A 15866-nucleotide genomic window follows, 5' to 3' on the forward strand; every position below is an offset into this window, starting at 1 on the left:
GGAACGCCTGCTGAGGGCGTTCCGGCTTTTCACTCTGTCCCGTTTCCCTTTTGACCCGCCTTTTTCGGGCATGATAAGCAGCATGACCGCTTCAGATCAAAAGTCGGATATGCCCAAAAACATCTACACCGCTCAGGCCACCGCCAAAGGAGGCCGCGCCGGACACATCATCAGCAGCGATGAGCGCCTCAACCTCCCGCTCAGCGTGCCCGCCGAAATGGGCGGCGACGGCGGCAGCGGCACCAACCCCGAGCAGCTTTTCGCCGCTGGTTACGCCGCCTGCTTTCAGGGCGCGATGGGCGTGGTGGGCCGCCGCATGAAAGTGGATACCGAAGCAAGCGAAGTCACCGCCCAAGTCGGCCTGCAAAAAGCGGGTCTGGCCTTCAAGCTCGACGTGGAACTCCGCGTCAAAATCCCCGGCCTAGACCGCGCCACCGCCGAAGAAGTCGTCAAGGCCGCCCACACGGTTTGCCCCTACAGCGTGGCGACGCAGGGCAATGTGGACGTCCGTCTGGTGGTTTTGGACTGAGCGAGTGCTTGGTGGCGCAAGGGGAGAGGGGTAGTTCTTCCCTTCGCCTTTCCCCGGCGCGAACGTAAAGCAGAAATAAACGTCTGAAGGCTCCCTATGGGCCCGGAATTTCTGGCGTTGATACAGTCCCTGAGCCGACTTGGTGTACAATGAACACTGTTGCCTGCACTCCACCAAAGGGAGGCAGGACATAAAGAAGAAGCGGAGCTGAGTATTCGTCCAGCCAAGCTCGTGAATTCAGTCACAGGAGAAAAGAACATGAAAACCATCATTCTCGGCGCTGGTTACGCGGGCCTCGCGGTGGCGACCAAACTCAAGCCCCACCCCGATCTTGACGTGACTTTGGTGGAGCAAAATCCTTACCACACCTTTGAAACCCGTCTTCACGAAGCGGCGGCCCACAACACCAAAGTCACGGTGCCGCTGGCTCCGCTGCTGCGCGGAACGGGCGTCAAGCTGGATTTGGCGATCATTTCCGAAGTCAACCTCGATACCAAAGAAGTCAAGACCAAAGATGGCCCCACTTACAAGTACGACAATTTGATCGTGGGTTTGGGCTCCGTCACCAACTTCTACCGGATTCCGGGCCTCGCTGAAAACGCCGCTGAACTCAAAGAACTCAAAGACGCCGATCAAATCTTTGGGTACGTCAACCGCACCTTCGACGCGGGCTTCGTCGGCAACCGCGACATCGTGGTGGGCGGCGCGGGTCTGACCGGTGTGGAACTCGTCACCGAGTTGGCCCAGCGCAACGAATCGCTGAGCAAAGCGCGGGGCATTGCGCCGTTCAAAATTTACCTGGTGGAAGCTGGCCCAGCCATTTTGCCGGTGATCGACACGGCGCTCAGGGCCAAAGCGGCCAAGGTGCTCAGCGATTACGGCATTGAAATCCTGACCGGCCACCGTCTGATGCAGGCCACTCCCGACAGCGTCACGGTGCAGACCGCCGACGGCAACCAGCGCGTCATTCCCGCCGGCAAAATCATCTGGACCGGCGGTATTCAGGCCCGCGACATTGTCAAGGCCCAGAACCTCAAAAAAGGCCCCGGCGGGCGCATCGTGGTGGACAAGGAACTGCGCATTCCCGAATACCCCGAAGTGTTCGTGGTGGGCGACATGGGTCTGGCGCTCAATGAGCAAGACAAGCCGGTGCCGACCACCGCTCAGCACGCCGGGCAGCAGGGCCGCTTGACCGGCGACAACATCATGCGCCTCGTGCGCGGCGAAGCGCTGCACCCCTACGTGCCCAATACGCTGGGCGAGTTCATCAGCCTCGGCGGCTTGATGGCCGTCGGCTGGATGAAGCTGCCGTGGAATCAAAAGCTGGCCATCACCGGCGGCCTCGCCCACGTGATGAAGCGGGCTTCGGAATGGCGCTGGCGTGCCAGCATCGAGTAAGTAAACTGAAGAAGAAAAAGAGAGTGGGCCAAGTCGCCCGCTCTTTTTTGGTTGGTGGGAGGCACGGACTCGGCCCTGTGCCCATGCCCATCCCTTTGCTAGACTGCTCCGCGTGAACGCCCCGCAGTCCAGCATCCAGCTTATTCTTGGCATCGATACCTCGTGTGACGATACTGGCGTGGGCGTGGTGGCGCTGCACCCAGACGGACGCGCCGAAGTGCGGGCCAACCGGATTTGGAGCCAGACGGTGCATGCCCGTTACGGCGGCGTGATGCCCGAGCTTGCCAGCCGCGAACACGTGGAGCGCATCGACGCGGTGATGGAAGACGCCCTCAGTGAAGCGGGCATCGAGGTGGCCGACCTCGGCGCAGTGGCCGCGACTTCCGGCCCCGGTCTGGTGGGAGCGCTGCTGGTCGGTCTGATGTACGGCAAAGGGCTGTCACAAGGACTGGACGTGCCGTTTTACGCCGCTCACCATTTGGAGGGCCACATTTTCGCGGCGGCCAGCGAGGCCCAAACGGCTGAGTTTCAGCTGACGCCGCCCTATCTGGCGCTGGTGGTGTCGGGCGGGCATACCCATTTGTTTGACGTGGTGGCGGAGGGAACGTACCAACTCATCGGCGCGACCCGCGACGACGCGGCGGGCGAGGCCTTCGACAAAATCGCCCGGCTGGCGGGCCTAGGCTATCCGGGCGGCCCTGCCATTGCCGAGGCAGCCAAGTTGGGCAATCCCAAAGGCGTGGCCTTTAGAGAGCCGATGCTGGGTCAGAGCGGCTATGATTTCTCGTTCAGCGGCCTCAAAACGGCGGCGCTGCTGGCTCACCGAGCGGGCGTGAGCGGCCCCGATCTGGCGGCCAGCTTTCAAGCGGTGGCGGTCAAGCACCTGCTCAAAGTTACCTTGCGGGCGGCGGCGAATTTGGGCCGCGAAACAGTGGTGGTGTCGGGCGGCGTCGCGGCCAACTCGGCCCTGCGGGGAGCCTTCGGCGCGTCCGAATTGCGAGCGGTGTTTCCCGGCAAGGGGCTGAACACCGACAACGGCGCGATGATCGCTCTGGCGGCAGCGGCAGCGATCCGTTCAGGCCGAGCGCCGAGCGGTCTGGATGACGGAGCTACGGCTTATGCGCCCCTGGCGAACGTTTAGCTGTGCTTATCTCCCTTTTTGCCGCGCAGCACACTTGAGTCTGCCATGCTCAACTCTCTTTGACATTCTGCACTAATATCCGCTTCATTTGCGGCTGCCGGTCAAGCTATACTCTCCTTATATGTTTCGTGTCCTCAACAAGATGTTTGACAACAACCAGCGCGACGTGCAGCGCCTCATCAAAACGGTGGTGCAGCCGGTCAACGCCCTCGAAGAAGAAACCAAGCAGATCGAAGACCTGGCAGCGGCTTTCTCGGCGCTCAGAACCCGGGTCATAGAGGGCGGAGAAAGCTTAGACGACTTGATCGTTCCGGCTTTTGCTTTGATCCGCGAAGCCAGCCGCCGCTCGATTGGCAAGCGCCACTACGACGTGCAGCTCATCGGCGGCGCGGCGCTGCACGCGGGCCGGATTGCCGAAATGCGAACTGGTGAGGGCAAAACCCTGGTGGCGACGCTGGCACTGGCGTTTAACGCGCTCAGCGGAAAGGGCGCTCACCTCGTGACCGTCAACGACTATCTGGTGCGGGTCGGCGCGGAAGAAATGGCGCTGCTCTACCGCGCTCTGGGCCTGACGGTGGGCGTGATCCAGCGCGATATGACCCCCACGCAGCGTCAGGCAGCCTACGCCTGCGACATCACTTACATCACCAACTCCGAACTGGGCTTCGATTACCTGCGCGACAACATGTCGCAGAGCCGTGAGCAACTGGTCTTGCGGGCCGACACGCCGCTGCACTACGCCATCGTGGACGAAGTCGACAGCATTCTGGTGGACGAAGCCCGCACCCCGCTGATTATTTCGGGAGCCGCCGAGAAAGCCACCGATCAGTATTACGTGATGGCCAAACTGGTCAAACGCCTGATTAAAGGTGAACCCGCCGAACCCGGCAAGCGCACCGAGCCGACCGGCGATTACACCGTGGACGAAAAGAGCAAGGGTGTCCACCTGACCGAAGGCGGCATCACCAAGCTGGAGCGGCTGCTCTCGATTGATGATCTTTACAGCCCAGAGCAGATGGAAAAAGCCCACATGATTACCCAGGCGCTGCGGGCCAAAGACATGTACCAAAAAGACACCGATTACATTGTCAACGCAGAGGGCGAAGTGGTGATCATCGACGAGTTTACCGGGCGCAGCATGGCGGGCCGCCGCTACGGTGAAGGGCTGCACCAAGCCATCGAAGCCAAAGAGAACGTCAAGATCGAAAACGAAAACCAAACGCTGGCGACCATCACCTATCAGAACTTCTTCCGCCTGTATACCAAGTTCGCGGGCATGACCGGCACCGCCAAGACCGAGGAAAAGGAATTTCTTGACATTTATGGCTCCGACGTGCTGGTGGTACCGACCAACCGGCCCGTCATCCGTACCGACGGCGAGGATCTGGTGTACCGCACCCGCAACGGCAAGTACACCAACGTGGTCAACGAAGTCGTCGAGATGCACAAAACCGGACGCCCGATTTTGATCGGCACCGTCAGCATCGACACTTCCGAACTGCTCTCGCGGATGCTCAAGGAGGCGGGTGTGCCGCACAATGTGCTGAACGCCAAATATGAAGCGCAGGAAGCCAGCATCGTGGCGCAGGCGGGGCGCAGCAACCAGGTCACGATTGCCACCAACATGGCCGGACGCGGCACCGACATCAAGTTGGGCGGCAACGCCGAATTCCTTTTGGGCGAGGCGCTGGAGCAAAACTTTGGGATCAGCCGTTTTGCCCCCGAAGCCGAGAACTTCCTGGCGGCAGTGGTTCGCAAAGACCCGCAGGCGCTAGAGCTCGGCAAAGAAATTCCGGGTGTCACCGACGCCTTCGTGAAGCAGGCCCAGCAACTCAACGACGATATGGAAGCCGACCACATCAAAGTTCAGCAACTCGGTGGTTTGCACATTATCGGCACTGAGCGACACGAATCGCGCCGGATCGACAACCAGTTGCGCGGACGCGCCGGACGGCAGGGCGATCCGGGTTCAAGCCGCTTCTTCGTGTCGTTTGAAGACGAACTGATGCGCCTTTTTGCCAATGACCGCGTCGTGGGCATGATGGACAGGCTCGGCATGGACGACACCCAGCCGATTGAAGCCAAAATGGTCACCGGGGCCATCGAGAAAGCGCAGGCCCGCGTGGAAGACCGCAACTTCTCGACCCGCAAGCAACTCCTCGAGTTCGACAACGTGATGAGCAAGCAGCGCGAAACCGTTTACTCGCAGCGCCGCGAAGTGCTGCTGGGGCCGGACGAGGACGTGGAAGAAAGCGTGGAAGGCATGATTGCCGACTTCGTGGAAATGAAACTGGCCGAGTTCGCGCCCATCGAATCCGACCACGACGACTGGGATGTGGAAGGCCTGCAAGCCGCTATGCTCGACGCCATTCCGCAGCTTGAGGGCTTTGATTTTGCCAGCCTCAAGACCCGCCCGCCTGAGGAAGCCCACCGCGCCCTCTTGGAAGCCACCGCCGACGCCTTTGACGCCCGCAAGGTCGAAATGGGCGCGGGCACGCTCAACCAGCTCTCGCGCTATGTGCTGCTGCAAGTGGTCGATCAGCACTGGAAAGAGCACCTGCACGGCATGGACGTGCTGCGTCAGGGCATCGGCCTGCGTGGTTACGGCCAGCGCGACCCATTTACCGAATACAAATTCGAGGCCACCAACATGTTCAACGAAATGGTGGACACCCTCAAGGCCGAAGTCAGCAAGTTTATTTTCAGAATGCAGGTCGGCGGCTAAAAAGCACGACGGTTCAACACGCGCCCCAGACCTTCATTCGGCTGGGGCGCGTGTTTTGGTTGGTCGTTTACTGCATCTGCCGAAGCTGCCCCCTGAGTTCGCTGGTGTCCAGCCCGTCCGTCAGCAGTTCCATGTACACCTCGTCGAAGCGCTCCCTGCCCAGCCGCACTGCGCCCGTGCGTCGCCCGATTTCGCGGAAGCCGATTTTTTGGTAAGTTCGAATGGCCCGCTCGTTGAAGGCGAACACCTTGAGCATGATGTTGTAAAGGCCCAAGTGAAAGGCTCCGTACTGGCAGATCAGGCGCGTGGCCGCCGAGCCATAGCCCGCGCCCCAGTCGCGCGGCTGGTAGATGGCGACGCCCAGTTCCGCCGTGCCGCTGCGGTCATCAATCTCGCGCAGGGCGACGCTGCCGATCAGGGTTTCGGAGGCGTCGTAAATACCGAACAGGGTTTGGTACGGCGAGTTCTTGAGGGCCGATTCCAACCACTCGGCTTGCTCGGCCTCGCTGGCCGTAAAGCCGTAACCGCGCAGGTAGGTGGTCAGCTCCAGATTTTGAAACGGCTCAATGATCTGCGGCAAGTCTTCGCGGCGCAGGCGGGCCAAGCTGAAGGCGGCTCCATTGGCTGTGGTTCCGGTCAGGGCAGGGTACAGGGGCATGGTTTCAGGATAGTGAATGCTTTAGCCGACTGGCCCAACTTGCAGCGCCCGCAGCCATCTCCCGCACTCGCTTGGACTGCTCAGCCGAACGACTTGCAAATGTGGATACGCGGCGATTTTTTGGGGCATCCGGCGGCGGTTGCGCCAGTGCGTTCTAAAAAACCAAGCCAGAATCCCGTCTTTTTTGAGCAGGGTGCGCCAATCTTCGCGGTTGCCGTTCCAGAGTTCCTCGTCGCTAGCCATTCGCCGCAGGGTGCGCCGCAAGAGTTGCCAGAACACTACCCAGCCCGAGTAATCCAGCCAAACCACATTGTCGGCCCGCGCCCAGCCGATGTCTTGGGCTTTGCTGTAATTGCCGTCCATCACCCAGGCTTCCTGCGCCGTGAAGCGCTCCACCTGCGCCCGAAATTCAGCCAGCGGCGCTTCTTGCCAGTCGGGCAGGTGGTTCCAAGCGTCCTGCTCGGCGTGCGGCACGTTCAAGTGGGCTGCCAACTGCCGGGCCAAAGTGGTTTTACCGCTGCCGGTCGTGCCGATGACGAGAACGCGGTGAAGGGGTAAGGGGAGAAGTGCAGGCATCCGGTCAGCTTGCCGCTTACACTTCAGCGCGGCATCTGCCAAATGACCTATCCCAGACTGACCTCAACCGGACTTCAGCGCGGCATACTACCTTTATGACCCTTTCATCTGGCCCCGGGGCAGGAGCGGGCTTTTCCTCTCCCAAGCTGCCCAGCCCGTGGACACTCTCGGCCTTTTGGTTCGGCACCGCTTTTTTGTGGTTGGTGCTGCTGCTGATCCTCATGCCCGCCGAGGTGGTGCGCTTCGTGGGCGACGCCGACAAAGGCAAGTATTTGGGTTTGCTGGGCGGCATTGGAGCAGTGGTGGCGCTCATTTTGCCGCCGATCATTGGCAGTTATTCTGACCGCATCGGCAAGCGGCTGCCGCTGATTCGGCTGGGGTTGATCGTCAATCTGGCGGGGCTGGCGGTTATGGGCTACGCCGCCGCCGCCACGGAAGGGCTGACCGGCTTTTGGATTTATGTCTTCGGCTTCTTGCTGGTGCAGTTCGGCAACAACTACGCCACCGCGCCCTACAGCGCCCTCGTGCCGGAACTGGTGCCGGTGGCGCAGCGTGGGCGCTACAGCGGCGTGATGGGCATGTTGCAAGCCGGTGGGCAACTGCTCGGCGGGGTGGCGGCGCTCGTCATCGGGCTGCTGAAATTGCCGGACGTGCTGAGCTACGGCATTATCGGCGTCGTGCTGCTGATCAGCGCCATGATTACTCTGCGTGGGGTACCGGAAACCCAGATCAAGCCCAATCCTGAGGCCCACCGCCAGCGCATGAGTATCGCCCAACTGTTCGCTTATCAGCCGTTCTTGTGGGTCTTTATTACCCGCGCTCTGTTTGCGCTGGGACAGTACAGCGTCCAGCCGTTTTTGCAGTTTTACGCCGGAGACGTTCTGCACCAAAAAAATCCCGGCACCGCCACCAGTCTCTTGCTGATGTCGATTATTACTGCCTCCATCGTCACCGCGCTGATCGGCGGGCGCGTCTCTGACCAGATCGGGCGCAAACCGGTGATTTATGTCGCGGGCAGCGTCATGGCGGTGATGGCAATCGCGCTGCTGTTCGCGCCGAATTTTTATGTGGCGGTCGCCATCGCTATGGTCTTCGGCTTGGGTTTCGGGGCCTTTAGCAGCGTGGATTGGGCGCTGGGCAGCGACGCCATGCCCAGCAGCAGAAGCTACGCCCGCGATATGGGCATCTGGCATGTGGCCTTCGTGGGGCCACAACTCATCGAAACGCCGCAGGGCGCACTCCTCGACTGGGGCAACGCGCAGGGCGGCAATCTGGGTTACACCATTGTGTTCGGCATCGCCGCCGCCTGTTTCGTGCTGGGCGTGCTGCTGGTTCGCAACGTGCCGGAAACGGTGAAGACCCATTCCGCCGAGGCCGCCACAAAAGCCTGAACAGAGCTGTAAACCACCCCGCTTTAAGCTTAAAAAATCTGAAGCTGGCCTTTACCCGGTGAGGCAGCTTGCAAAGTTTACTTTGGGCTTGGGGTGACAATTAAAGCATGACCAATTCAGACCAAGCCCAACCGACCCGTGAAGAAGGCGTCCAGACGATTGCCAAACTCGTCAAGGGCATCAAGTTTGCCATGATGGCTTTTACCACCGAGGCGGGACACATGCACTCGCAGCCGATGACCACCCAAGAGCAGGAATTTGACGGCGACGTGTGGTTTATCGGCAGCAAGAAATCCGACTTGGTACGCAGCGTAGCCGCAAAGCCGCAGGTCAATCTCTCGTACTCCGAGTCCGGCAAGGGCTACGTCAGCCTCTACGGCGACGCCGAGCTGATCGAGGACGCCGCCAAGCTCGACGAGTTGTGGAGCGACATGTACAAAGCCTACTTTCCGGAAGGCAAAACCGATCCGGATATTCAGCTCATCAAAGTGGAAGCCAAGGGCGCACACTACTGGGAGAGCGACGGCAAGTTGCAGGGCCTCTTTCAAATGGCCAAAGCCGCTGTGACCGGCAGCCGGCCCAATCACGGCGACAGCGCCAGCGTAGAGCTGTAAACCTCAGCAAAAGCTCTGGCCCCTGCCGACTGTGTGGGGGTGGGGGCTTTTGCTTTGGATGCGTTTCGACGGAGCCAACAAAAAAGCCCGCTCCACGCTGGAGACGGGCCTTTTTGGCGGACTCTTTAGGCCAGTCCGGCTTCGCTCAGAAAGGCGTTCATCTTGACAATGCTAAAGCCGCTGAGGCTGGCGGCGGTGTCGCCGTGAACCAAAGTGGGCACGCTGCGTTTGCCGCCGTTGACGCTCATCACGATCTGGGCGGCGTCCTCGACTTCCTCGATATTGATTTCGGTGTAAGCCAGGCCTTTGTTGTCCAGAGCGCGTTTAGCGGCCTTGCAATCGGGGCACCAGGTGGTCGTGTACATTTTGATGGGTTCGGTAATCATGCCCTCACTGTAAAGGCTCGTGCCACAACCTGTAAGGTAAGGGCTTACAAATTTGGCTCTGCGGCTCGGCCCGCCGCTTGTTCAGCGGAGCATGAACGGCCGCCGCCACAAAAAAGCCCACCCCGCAGGATGGACTTCAATCTTCAACGCAGGACAGCTTGAGCTGTTTAGACGTTGACGGCTTCTGTGCTGACCGGCTCAGGAGCGGCGGCCTGCGGCGCAGCTTGAACAGCCGCGTCGGCGGGCTGAGCAGCGGCCTCGGCAGCGCCGACATCGGGGCTGATGTCCGTCTGCGGAGCCAAGTCACCGTGTTCGCCACCGGGTTTGCGCCCGACTTTGGGAATCATGATCATGTTCATGTCCATGCCCATCATGTTGGGCGGACTCTCTGGCTGACCGACCTCCGCGAGGGTATCGGCGACGCGGTGCAAAATGCGCTCGCCCAACTCGGGGTGGGTGCGTTCGCGGCCACGGAACATAATCGTGACTTTGACCTTGTGGCCTTCCTCAAGAAAGCGCTTGACATGGTTGGTCTTGGTCTTGAAGTCGTTGGCGTCAATTTTGACGCGGAACTTGATGGCCTTGACTTCCTGCGAGCGTGCCCGCTTGCGGGTGTCTTTCTCGTTTTGCTGCTGCTCGAAGCGGAAACGACCATAGTCGAGTAACTTGCAGACGGGCGGCACAGCCTGAGGACTGACCATCACGAGGTCTAAATTCTGCTCGCGGGCCATCGTTGCAGCTTCTCTGGTGTCGATGATACCGATCTGCTCACCCTCGGCACCAATCAGGCGAATCTGGCGAACCCGAATCTGGTCGTTGACTTTATGATCTTTCGCTATAACGCATCACCTCCGCCGCGCCCTGCTGCGTTCTACGCTGTCTGCGTGGAGAGCGGGGCGGCTTGTCTTGGAGCTGAATCTTGGCGGAACGGCCCAACGAGTTCGGGCCAGTGAGATTCAGCGGACTCGTCATTTTAGCACGGCGGGGCGTAGCCGCTAAGAGGGAGACGCTGCTTTTCGCTGGCGTTTTGACCGCCGAGTTTGGGTCAGCGTCCATATGCCTAGCCTGTATGGCTGCCGACTGCCTCCGAGCGCACCGCAACTCGCCCCAGCTTCCCCCAGTGTATGTGAAACGGATGTGAGAATATTCACGCCTCTGAACCTTCCCGGCTTGTGATCCGCGCTAATCTGACCTTCATCATGTCCGCTTCTGCTGCTCAATCTGCTGTGCCCGCCGCGAGGCATCTCTACCGCCTCGGCCCCCAAGCCGCCCGCGATCTCAGCCGTGAAGTGCTGCTGCCCGATGGTCTCGGCGGCTTTGCCCTCAGCAGCTCCGCTGGCGTGCCGACCCGCTGCTATTCGGGCCTGAGCGTGGCTCACCGCCCGCCGGGTGATCGCCGGGTGATGTTCGTGACCGCTTTGGAAGAACTGCGCGTCGGTGAGCAGCGCTGCGCGTTGCACGCTTTCGAGGTGGCCCCTGACACGCTGGAGGGCCAGGGCCTCAGTGTATTGAGCGGCGTGACCCTGCGCGACTTGCTGCCGGAGCGCGAACAACTGGCGCTGGGCGTCCGGATTCGGCGGCGCAGCGTGGTGCCCCGGCAATCCGGCACGCTGATTTTGCTCTATGACATCGAGGCTCCGCACCTCAGAGCAGGCGAGGACGCCAGCCTCACGCTCGGCGGCGTGCTGGTTGACCGGGACATGCACCATGTTCACCGAGACACCCCGCAGCTCGGCTTCGAATGCCTGGCAAGTGAGGTGCGCGTTCACGGCGAGGCTCACCAGACCCGCCTGCGGCTGTATTCCGGCGGCGCGGAAGTGAGCGCGTTGGCCGTCCAGCCCACGCCGCAGCGCCTGTATTACCGCTTGGAAGCGGCACGCGGCGCACCTGCCACCGACCGGGCGGTGCGGGCCGACTTCTGGGAGATCAAGCTGCGGCCCGGTCTCAACCGTTTGGCGCTGGTGATTGAAGGGTCGCCGGTTCACATTGATGATCCCTGGGCCGCCTACGACACCGAAGCCCAGCGGCGGGCCTTGCTGGTGGACAGCGCTTGGCAAGCCAGCGGCGTGCCGGACGATGTGGTGGCAACTTTGGCGGTGGCCGCCGACGCCTTTTTCGTGCAGCGGGGCAGCACCCAGAATCTCAGCGTGATCGCGGGCTACCCTTGGTTTGCCGATTGGGGACGCGACAGCTTGATCGCTTTGCCGGGGCTGAGCCTGAGCACCGGGCGCATCGAGGAAAGTCTGGGCGTCCTCGACACCTTTTCGTCGTCGCTGCGCGGCGGGCTGACTCCCAACAACTTCTTTGACGACGGGCAGGGCGCGGGCTACAACACGGTGGACGGCTCGCTGTGGCTGGCCACCTCGCTGGAAAAAGTGGTTCACTACACCCAGAATCCCAACTTGGCCCGCATCGCCCTGAGTACCATTCGCGGCATTTTGCGCGAGTACGCGGGTGGCACCGCTTACGGCATCGGCATGGACGCCGACGACGGCCTGCTGAACGCGGGCGAACCCGGAGCGCAGCTGACCTGGATGGACGTCAAAATTCACGACTGGGTGGTCACGCCGCGTCACGGCAAGCCGGTGGAAATTCAGGCGCTGTGGATTTCGGCGCTCAGTGCCGAGACGCGCCTGAGCCGGATACTGGGAGAGCTGCCCCACTTCGGCGAGGTGCTGGGGGCGGCTCAGTCCTCATTCTCGGCGTTCTGGAATCCCAAGACCGGCTGCCTCTACGACTTTTTGGGCCGGGCCGGAGCCAACGCCCAACTCCGGCCCAATGCCCTGATCGCGCTGGCTTTGCCGGATACACCGGCCACCTCGTCGCAGATTTGCACGGTGTTGGACGCTTGCAGCCGTGAGCTCCTCACCCCGCTGGGCCTGCGGACGCTCAGCCCGCTTGACCCCGAATACGTCAGCCACTACGGCGGCGACCGCTTGGTGCGCGACGCTGCTTACCATCAGGGCACCGTCTGGCCTTGGCTAATGGGTGCGTACACCGACCTCCTGCTGCGCCAGGGCCAGGTCGCCGAGGCCCGCGCCGCGCTCTCAGGCTTGCTCGGCCACCTTTGGGAAGCCGGGCTGGGTTCGGTCAGCGAGGTGATCAGTCCTGACGATCTGGCTCCGGCGGGCTGCCCTTTCCAGGCTTGGAGCGTGGCCGAGGTGCTGCGGGCCCACATCGCTGTGAGCTTGGCCGAGCAGGCCCTGAGCCTTCCAAGGGGGCTGAGCATCCAGCCGGCCGAAGATGCCGTGCCGAGTCCTGAACAAGCTGAGCTCCCCGGAACACCCCAACCGACGCCCCGCGTGGCCCGTCCCGTGCGCGGCGGTGCCAAAAGCCAACCGGTTGCGCCGCCGCCGAGCGATTTGATTGGCGGTTCCACTTTCGGATCGGTGAGCCTCAGCGGCGGCCTGATCAATATGGCGTCGGTGGCGGGGCCGTTGCCGGAACTTCGGGCATCTGACGTCTCCGGCCCCCTCTCTCTTGCCGGAGAAGATTTCCCTATGCCTAGCCTAGACAGTCCAGCACAGGCGGCTCAAGGTGAAGTTGCTCCGAGTAAACGCAAACGTGGCAGCACCGAAGCTGACGGAGAGAAGCAGCCCAGTAAAGTCCAAACCAGCAAAGTTCAACCCAGTAAAGTCCAGCCGGGTAAAAAGCAAACCAAAAGAGACGCCGTCAGCTCCGTCACCTCGCCGACGCTGGACGAAGCGCAACTGAGCGAGCTCAAAAGCCTGACCGACTTCCTAGAGATGCCCGACTTGACCAGCTTTCATCTGCCGCCAGTCGAGCCGCCGAAAGAGCGCTCTACAGGCAAGCCCATCCAGCCTAACCCTGCGATGAGCGTGGAAGACCCCGACGTGATCGAGCCACTGACTTGAGCGTTTGTGCCTTGCCCGTTTGACGCGCCGCACTGAGGCGTCTAAAGTGAAGGTGTCATGGCTACACTTATTCCGGTTGCACGATGACGCTGAGTTTGCCGCCGCAGGCCACCCAAGTGGGCTTAGCGGTGGACGTCGCTGCGTTCGCTATTCACGAGGGCAAGCTTCACGCTCTGCTGATCGAGCGGGCCACGCTGCCGCACCTGCAAACTTGGGCGCTGCCCGGCGGCTTCGTGCATGTCGGCGAAGAACTGCACGAAGCCGCCCTCAGAGAGCTGCGCGACGAAACCAGCATCGAACTGGAGCCGCGCCACCTCGAGCAGTTTTATACGTTCGGCGCGATCGGCCGCGATCCACGCGGGCGTATCGTCAGCGTGGCGCACTTGGCGGTGTTGCCGTACGGCACGGTGCATGTGATGGGCGGAGCCACCACCCTTCACGCCGATTGGTTTCCCGCCCACGCGCCGCCGCCGCTGGCTTTTGACCACGCGGTGATCTTGGGGCGGGCCATCAAGCGCCTGCAATTGCGGCTGGAGTACGCCAATTTGGCGCTGGAATTTTTGGCCGAAACCTTTACCCTGCCCGAATTGCAAGGCGTCTACGAAGCGATTTTGGATCGGGCACTCGACAAGCGCAACTTCCGCAAGCGCTTGCTGGCGCAGGGCATTTTGACGCCCAGCGGTGAGCGCCGCAGCGGCGTGGGGCGGCCCGCTCAACTGTACAAGCGGGCCAAGGGAACGCGCACCGGGCTGCTGTAGGGAGAGTCGGCTCCCCTACAAATGTCTTTACAAATACTGCCGGTGATCCGAGAGCATACAGCGGTCTTGAATGACCTCGATGCCGTTGGCACTCAGTTCGGCGGCCACCGCGTCGTCTTTGATGCCGAGTTGCAGCCAAACCACCTTGGGCAGCGGATTCATGGCCAGAATTTCCGGCAGGTGGTCGCGCACCTTGTCGCTGCGGCGAAAGATTTCCACCACGTCGACGGGCACGCTCAGCTCCGTCAAGCTGCTGACCACCGGATGCCCGAAGGCCTTGGCCTGGCGCGAGGCCAGCGCCGGATTGACGCCGTAGACTTTGTAGCCTTGGCGCTCCAAGTATTCCGGCACGTAGTGGGCCGGCTTGGCGCTGTCGGCGTGGTAGCCGATGACGGCCACCGATTTGCTGTCTTCTAGCACGCGCACAATGGCTTTGGGATCAGTCAGGATGGTCATCTTGGCTCCTTGGTGCTGAGAGAATTAGAGCTGTGCAAAGGCGTGCTGCGCGGCGCTGAGCGTGAAGTCTAAATCGGTAGGGGTGTGGGCCGCCGAAACGAAGATGCTTTCAAACTGTGAGGGTGCCCAGTAGACGCCGCCTGAGAGCAGCGCCTGAAACCATTTGCCGAAGGCGGCGGTGTCGGCCCGCGCCGCTTGGCCGTAATCTCGCACTTCGCCTTCCAAAAAGAAAGCCGTGAGCATGCTCCCGATTTGATTGACCGTCAGCGGCAGGCCCGCCTGCCCGGCGAGGTCGCGCAGCCCTGAGCCCAGCGCGGCGGTGTAGCGCTCAAGCCGCTGATAGATTTCGGGGTCGCGCTCAAGTTCGCCGAGCGTCGCCAGCCCCGCCGCCATGGCCAGCGGGTTGCCGCTAAGGGTTCCGGCTTGGTAAACCGGCCCCACCGGAGACACGAAATCCATGATCTCGGTGCGTCCGCCGTAAGCGCCTACCGGTAAGCCGCCGCCGATGATTTTTCCCCAGCAGTACAAATCGGGTTTCAGGCCCAATAGCCCCGACGCGCCCCTGAGCGAGAGCCGAAAGCCGGTCATCACTTCGTCGGCCACCAGCAGCGCCCCAGATTCGCGGACGCGGTTGAGCGCGGCCACAAAGTCGGCGCTGGGAATCAGCACGCCCGCGTTACCCACCACCGGCTCAAAGATGACGGCGGCGATTTCATGACCGCGCTCACGCATGATGGTGTCCAAGCCTGCTGGGTCGTTGTAATCGGCCACCAAGGTCAGCGAGGCGTATTCCGGCGGCACTCCGGCGCTGCTGGGCGCGGCCTGACCGAGCTGATCGGCGTTGGTCATCAGCCCACTGCCTGCTTCCACGAGGAGGGCGTCGGCGTGGCCGTGATAATTTCCCCTGAATTTGAGGGTGTACTTCCTGGCGGCGTCACTCCTGCCGGTAAAACCGCGTGCCAGCCGCAGGGCGCTCATGGTCGCCTCGGTGCCGCTGCTGACGAATCTCACCTTGTCCACTCCGGTGATGCGGGTGACGAGTTCGGCCAGGAGCACCTCGCGCTCGTTGGGCGCACCGAAACTGGTGCCGTCTTGGAGCGCTGCGGCCACCGCTTCCCGCACGGCAGGATGGTTGTGGCCCAAAATCATCGGCCCCCACGAGCCGATGTAATCCAAATACTGCTTTCCGTCGGCGTCGGTCAGGCGGGGGCCATCGGCGCGGGCAATAAAGCGTGGGGTTCCGCCCACCGATTTGAAGGCCCGCACCGGCGAATTGACGCCGCCGGGAATGACTTTTTGGGCACGCTCAAAGAGAGCTTCAGAGACGGGAACGCTGGGCAGAGTGGGCGCGGCGGTCAA

At 61.8% G+C, this 15866-nt stretch carries 14 protein-coding genes; 8 read left to right on the forward strand and 6 right to left on the reverse strand.

Features of this window, described 5'->3' with window-relative positions; translation table 11 throughout:
- The first annotated feature begins 82 nt into the window (after positions 1-82).
- From EHF33_RS13225 to secA, 4 genes are all read left to right on the forward strand, one after another.
- A complete protein-coding gene (locus EHF33_RS13225) occupies positions 83-529 on the forward strand; it encodes an organic hydroperoxide resistance protein (RefSeq protein WP_241191178.1) in 447 nt (148 codons plus the stop codon).
- 258 nt (positions 530-787) lie between these two features.
- A complete protein-coding gene (locus EHF33_RS13230; RefSeq protein WP_124872418.1) occupies positions 788-1927 on the forward strand; it encodes an NAD(P)/FAD-dependent oxidoreductase in 1140 nt (379 codons plus the stop codon).
- A 112-nt stretch (positions 1928-2039) separates the two neighbouring features.
- Complete coding sequence (tsaD, locus tag EHF33_RS13235) at positions 2040-3068, forward strand: tRNA (adenosine(37)-N6)-threonylcarbamoyltransferase complex transferase subunit TsaD (RefSeq protein WP_241191179.1); 1029 nt, start codon at positions 2040-2042, stop codon at positions 3066-3068.
- 121 nt (positions 3069-3189) lie between these two features.
- Positions 3190-5793 carry a preprotein translocase subunit SecA gene (secA, locus tag EHF33_RS13240; RefSeq protein ID WP_124872421.1) on the forward strand — a complete coding sequence of 868 codons (2604 nt, stop codon included), beginning with the start codon at positions 3190-3192 and terminating at the stop codon, positions 5791-5793.
- Between the two features lie 67 nt (positions 5794-5860).
- On the opposite strand, the gene EHF33_RS13245 is transcribed toward secA, so the two are convergent.
- Positions 5861-6451, reverse strand: coding sequence for a GNAT family N-acetyltransferase (locus tag EHF33_RS13245; protein ID WP_124872424.1), 591 nt, complete (start codon positions 6449-6451; stop codon positions 5861-5863).
- 21 nt (positions 6452-6472) lie between these two features.
- Positions 6473-7027 (reverse strand): P-loop NTPase family protein, encoded by a 555-nt coding sequence (locus EHF33_RS13250; RefSeq protein WP_124872426.1) that lies wholly within the window; start codon positions 7025-7027, stop codon positions 6473-6475.
- Positions 7028-7122: 95 nt separating this feature from the next.
- Between EHF33_RS13250 and EHF33_RS13255 the strand changes: the two genes are divergently transcribed.
- Both EHF33_RS13255 and EHF33_RS13260 read left to right on the forward strand, forming a co-directional pair.
- The gene (locus EHF33_RS13255; RefSeq protein WP_124872429.1) at positions 7123-8418 is read left to right on the forward strand and encodes an MFS transporter; all 1296 of its coding nucleotides are present in this window, start codon (positions 7123-7125) and stop codon (positions 8416-8418) included.
- A 107-nt stretch (positions 8419-8525) separates the two neighbouring features.
- Positions 8526-9032: a pyridoxamine 5'-phosphate oxidase family protein gene (locus EHF33_RS13260; protein WP_124872433.1), complete on the forward strand. Its 507-nt coding sequence runs from the start codon at positions 8526-8528 to the stop codon at positions 9030-9032.
- 125 nt (positions 9033-9157) lie between these two features.
- On the opposite strand, the gene EHF33_RS13265 is transcribed toward EHF33_RS13260, so the two are convergent.
- Both EHF33_RS13265 and infC read right to left on the reverse strand, forming a co-directional pair.
- A complete protein-coding gene (locus EHF33_RS13265; protein WP_124872436.1) occupies positions 9158-9418 on the reverse strand; it encodes a glutaredoxin family protein in 261 nt (86 codons plus the stop codon).
- A 167-nt stretch (positions 9419-9585) separates the two neighbouring features.
- The gene (gene infC / locus EHF33_RS13270; RefSeq protein WP_124872439.1) at positions 9586-10257 is read right to left on the reverse strand and encodes a translation initiation factor IF-3; all 672 of its coding nucleotides are present in this window, start codon (positions 10255-10257) and stop codon (positions 9586-9588) included.
- Between the two features lie 360 nt (positions 10258-10617).
- On the opposite strand from infC, the gene EHF33_RS13275 reads away from it, so the two are divergent.
- Both EHF33_RS13275 and EHF33_RS13280 read left to right on the forward strand, forming a co-directional pair.
- Positions 10618-13293: an amylo-alpha-1,6-glucosidase gene (locus EHF33_RS13275; protein ID WP_124872441.1), complete on the forward strand. Its 2676-nt coding sequence runs from the start codon at positions 10618-10620 to the stop codon at positions 13291-13293.
- Between the two features lie 83 nt (positions 13294-13376).
- A complete protein-coding gene (locus EHF33_RS13280; RefSeq protein ID WP_124872443.1) occupies positions 13377-14051 on the forward strand; it encodes an NUDIX hydrolase in 675 nt (224 codons plus the stop codon).
- A 27-nt stretch (positions 14052-14078) separates the two neighbouring features.
- On the opposite strand, the gene EHF33_RS13285 is transcribed toward EHF33_RS13280, so the two are convergent.
- Positions 14079-14507, reverse strand: coding sequence for a CoA-binding protein (locus EHF33_RS13285; RefSeq protein WP_124872446.1), 429 nt, complete (start codon positions 14505-14507; stop codon positions 14079-14081).
- A 24-nt stretch (positions 14508-14531) separates the two neighbouring features.
- Entirely contained in the window at positions 14532-15866 is a 1335-nt protein-coding gene (gene hemL / locus EHF33_RS13290; RefSeq protein WP_124872449.1) for a glutamate-1-semialdehyde 2,1-aminomutase, read from the reverse strand.

Origin of the sequence: Deinococcus psychrotolerans (genome assembly GCF_003860465.1) — a bacterium.
Classification (GTDB): domain Bacteria; phylum Deinococcota; class Deinococci; order Deinococcales; family Deinococcaceae; genus Deinococcus; species Deinococcus psychrotolerans.

Bases quoted from the DNA above. Each gene is read 5' to 3' on its own strand.
- EHF33_RS13225 (WP_241191178.1), top strand. From the start codon at position 83: ATGACCGCTTCAGATCAAAAGTCGGATATGCCCAAAAACATCTACACC.
- EHF33_RS13230 (WP_124872418.1), top strand. From the start codon at position 788: ATGAAAACCATCATTCTCGGCGCTGGTTACGCGGGCCTCGCGGTGGCG.
- secA (WP_124872421.1), top strand. From the start codon at position 3,190: ATGTTTCGTGTCCTCAACAAGATGTTTGACAACAACCAGCGCGACGTG.
- EHF33_RS13245 (WP_124872424.1), bottom strand. From the start codon at position 6,451: ATGCCCCTGTACCCTGCCCTGACCGGAACCACAGCCAATGGAGCCGCC.
- EHF33_RS13250 (WP_124872426.1), bottom strand. From the start codon at position 7,027: ATGCCTGCACTTCTCCCCTTACCCCTTCACCGCGTTCTCGTCATCGGC.
- EHF33_RS13255 (WP_124872429.1), top strand. From the start codon at position 7,123: ATGACCCTTTCATCTGGCCCCGGGGCAGGAGCGGGCTTTTCCTCTCCC.
- EHF33_RS13260 (WP_124872433.1), top strand. From the start codon at position 8,526: ATGACCAATTCAGACCAAGCCCAACCGACCCGTGAAGAAGGCGTCCAG.
- EHF33_RS13265 (WP_124872436.1), bottom strand. From the start codon at position 9,418: ATGATTACCGAACCCATCAAAATGTACACGACCACCTGGTGCCCCGAT.
- EHF33_RS13275 (WP_124872441.1), top strand. From the start codon at position 10,618: ATGTCCGCTTCTGCTGCTCAATCTGCTGTGCCCGCCGCGAGGCATCTC.
- EHF33_RS13280 (WP_124872443.1), top strand. From the start codon at position 13,377: ATGACGCTGAGTTTGCCGCCGCAGGCCACCCAAGTGGGCTTAGCGGTG.
- EHF33_RS13285 (WP_124872446.1), bottom strand. From the start codon at position 14,507: ATGACCATCCTGACTGATCCCAAAGCCATTGTGCGCGTGCTAGAAGAC.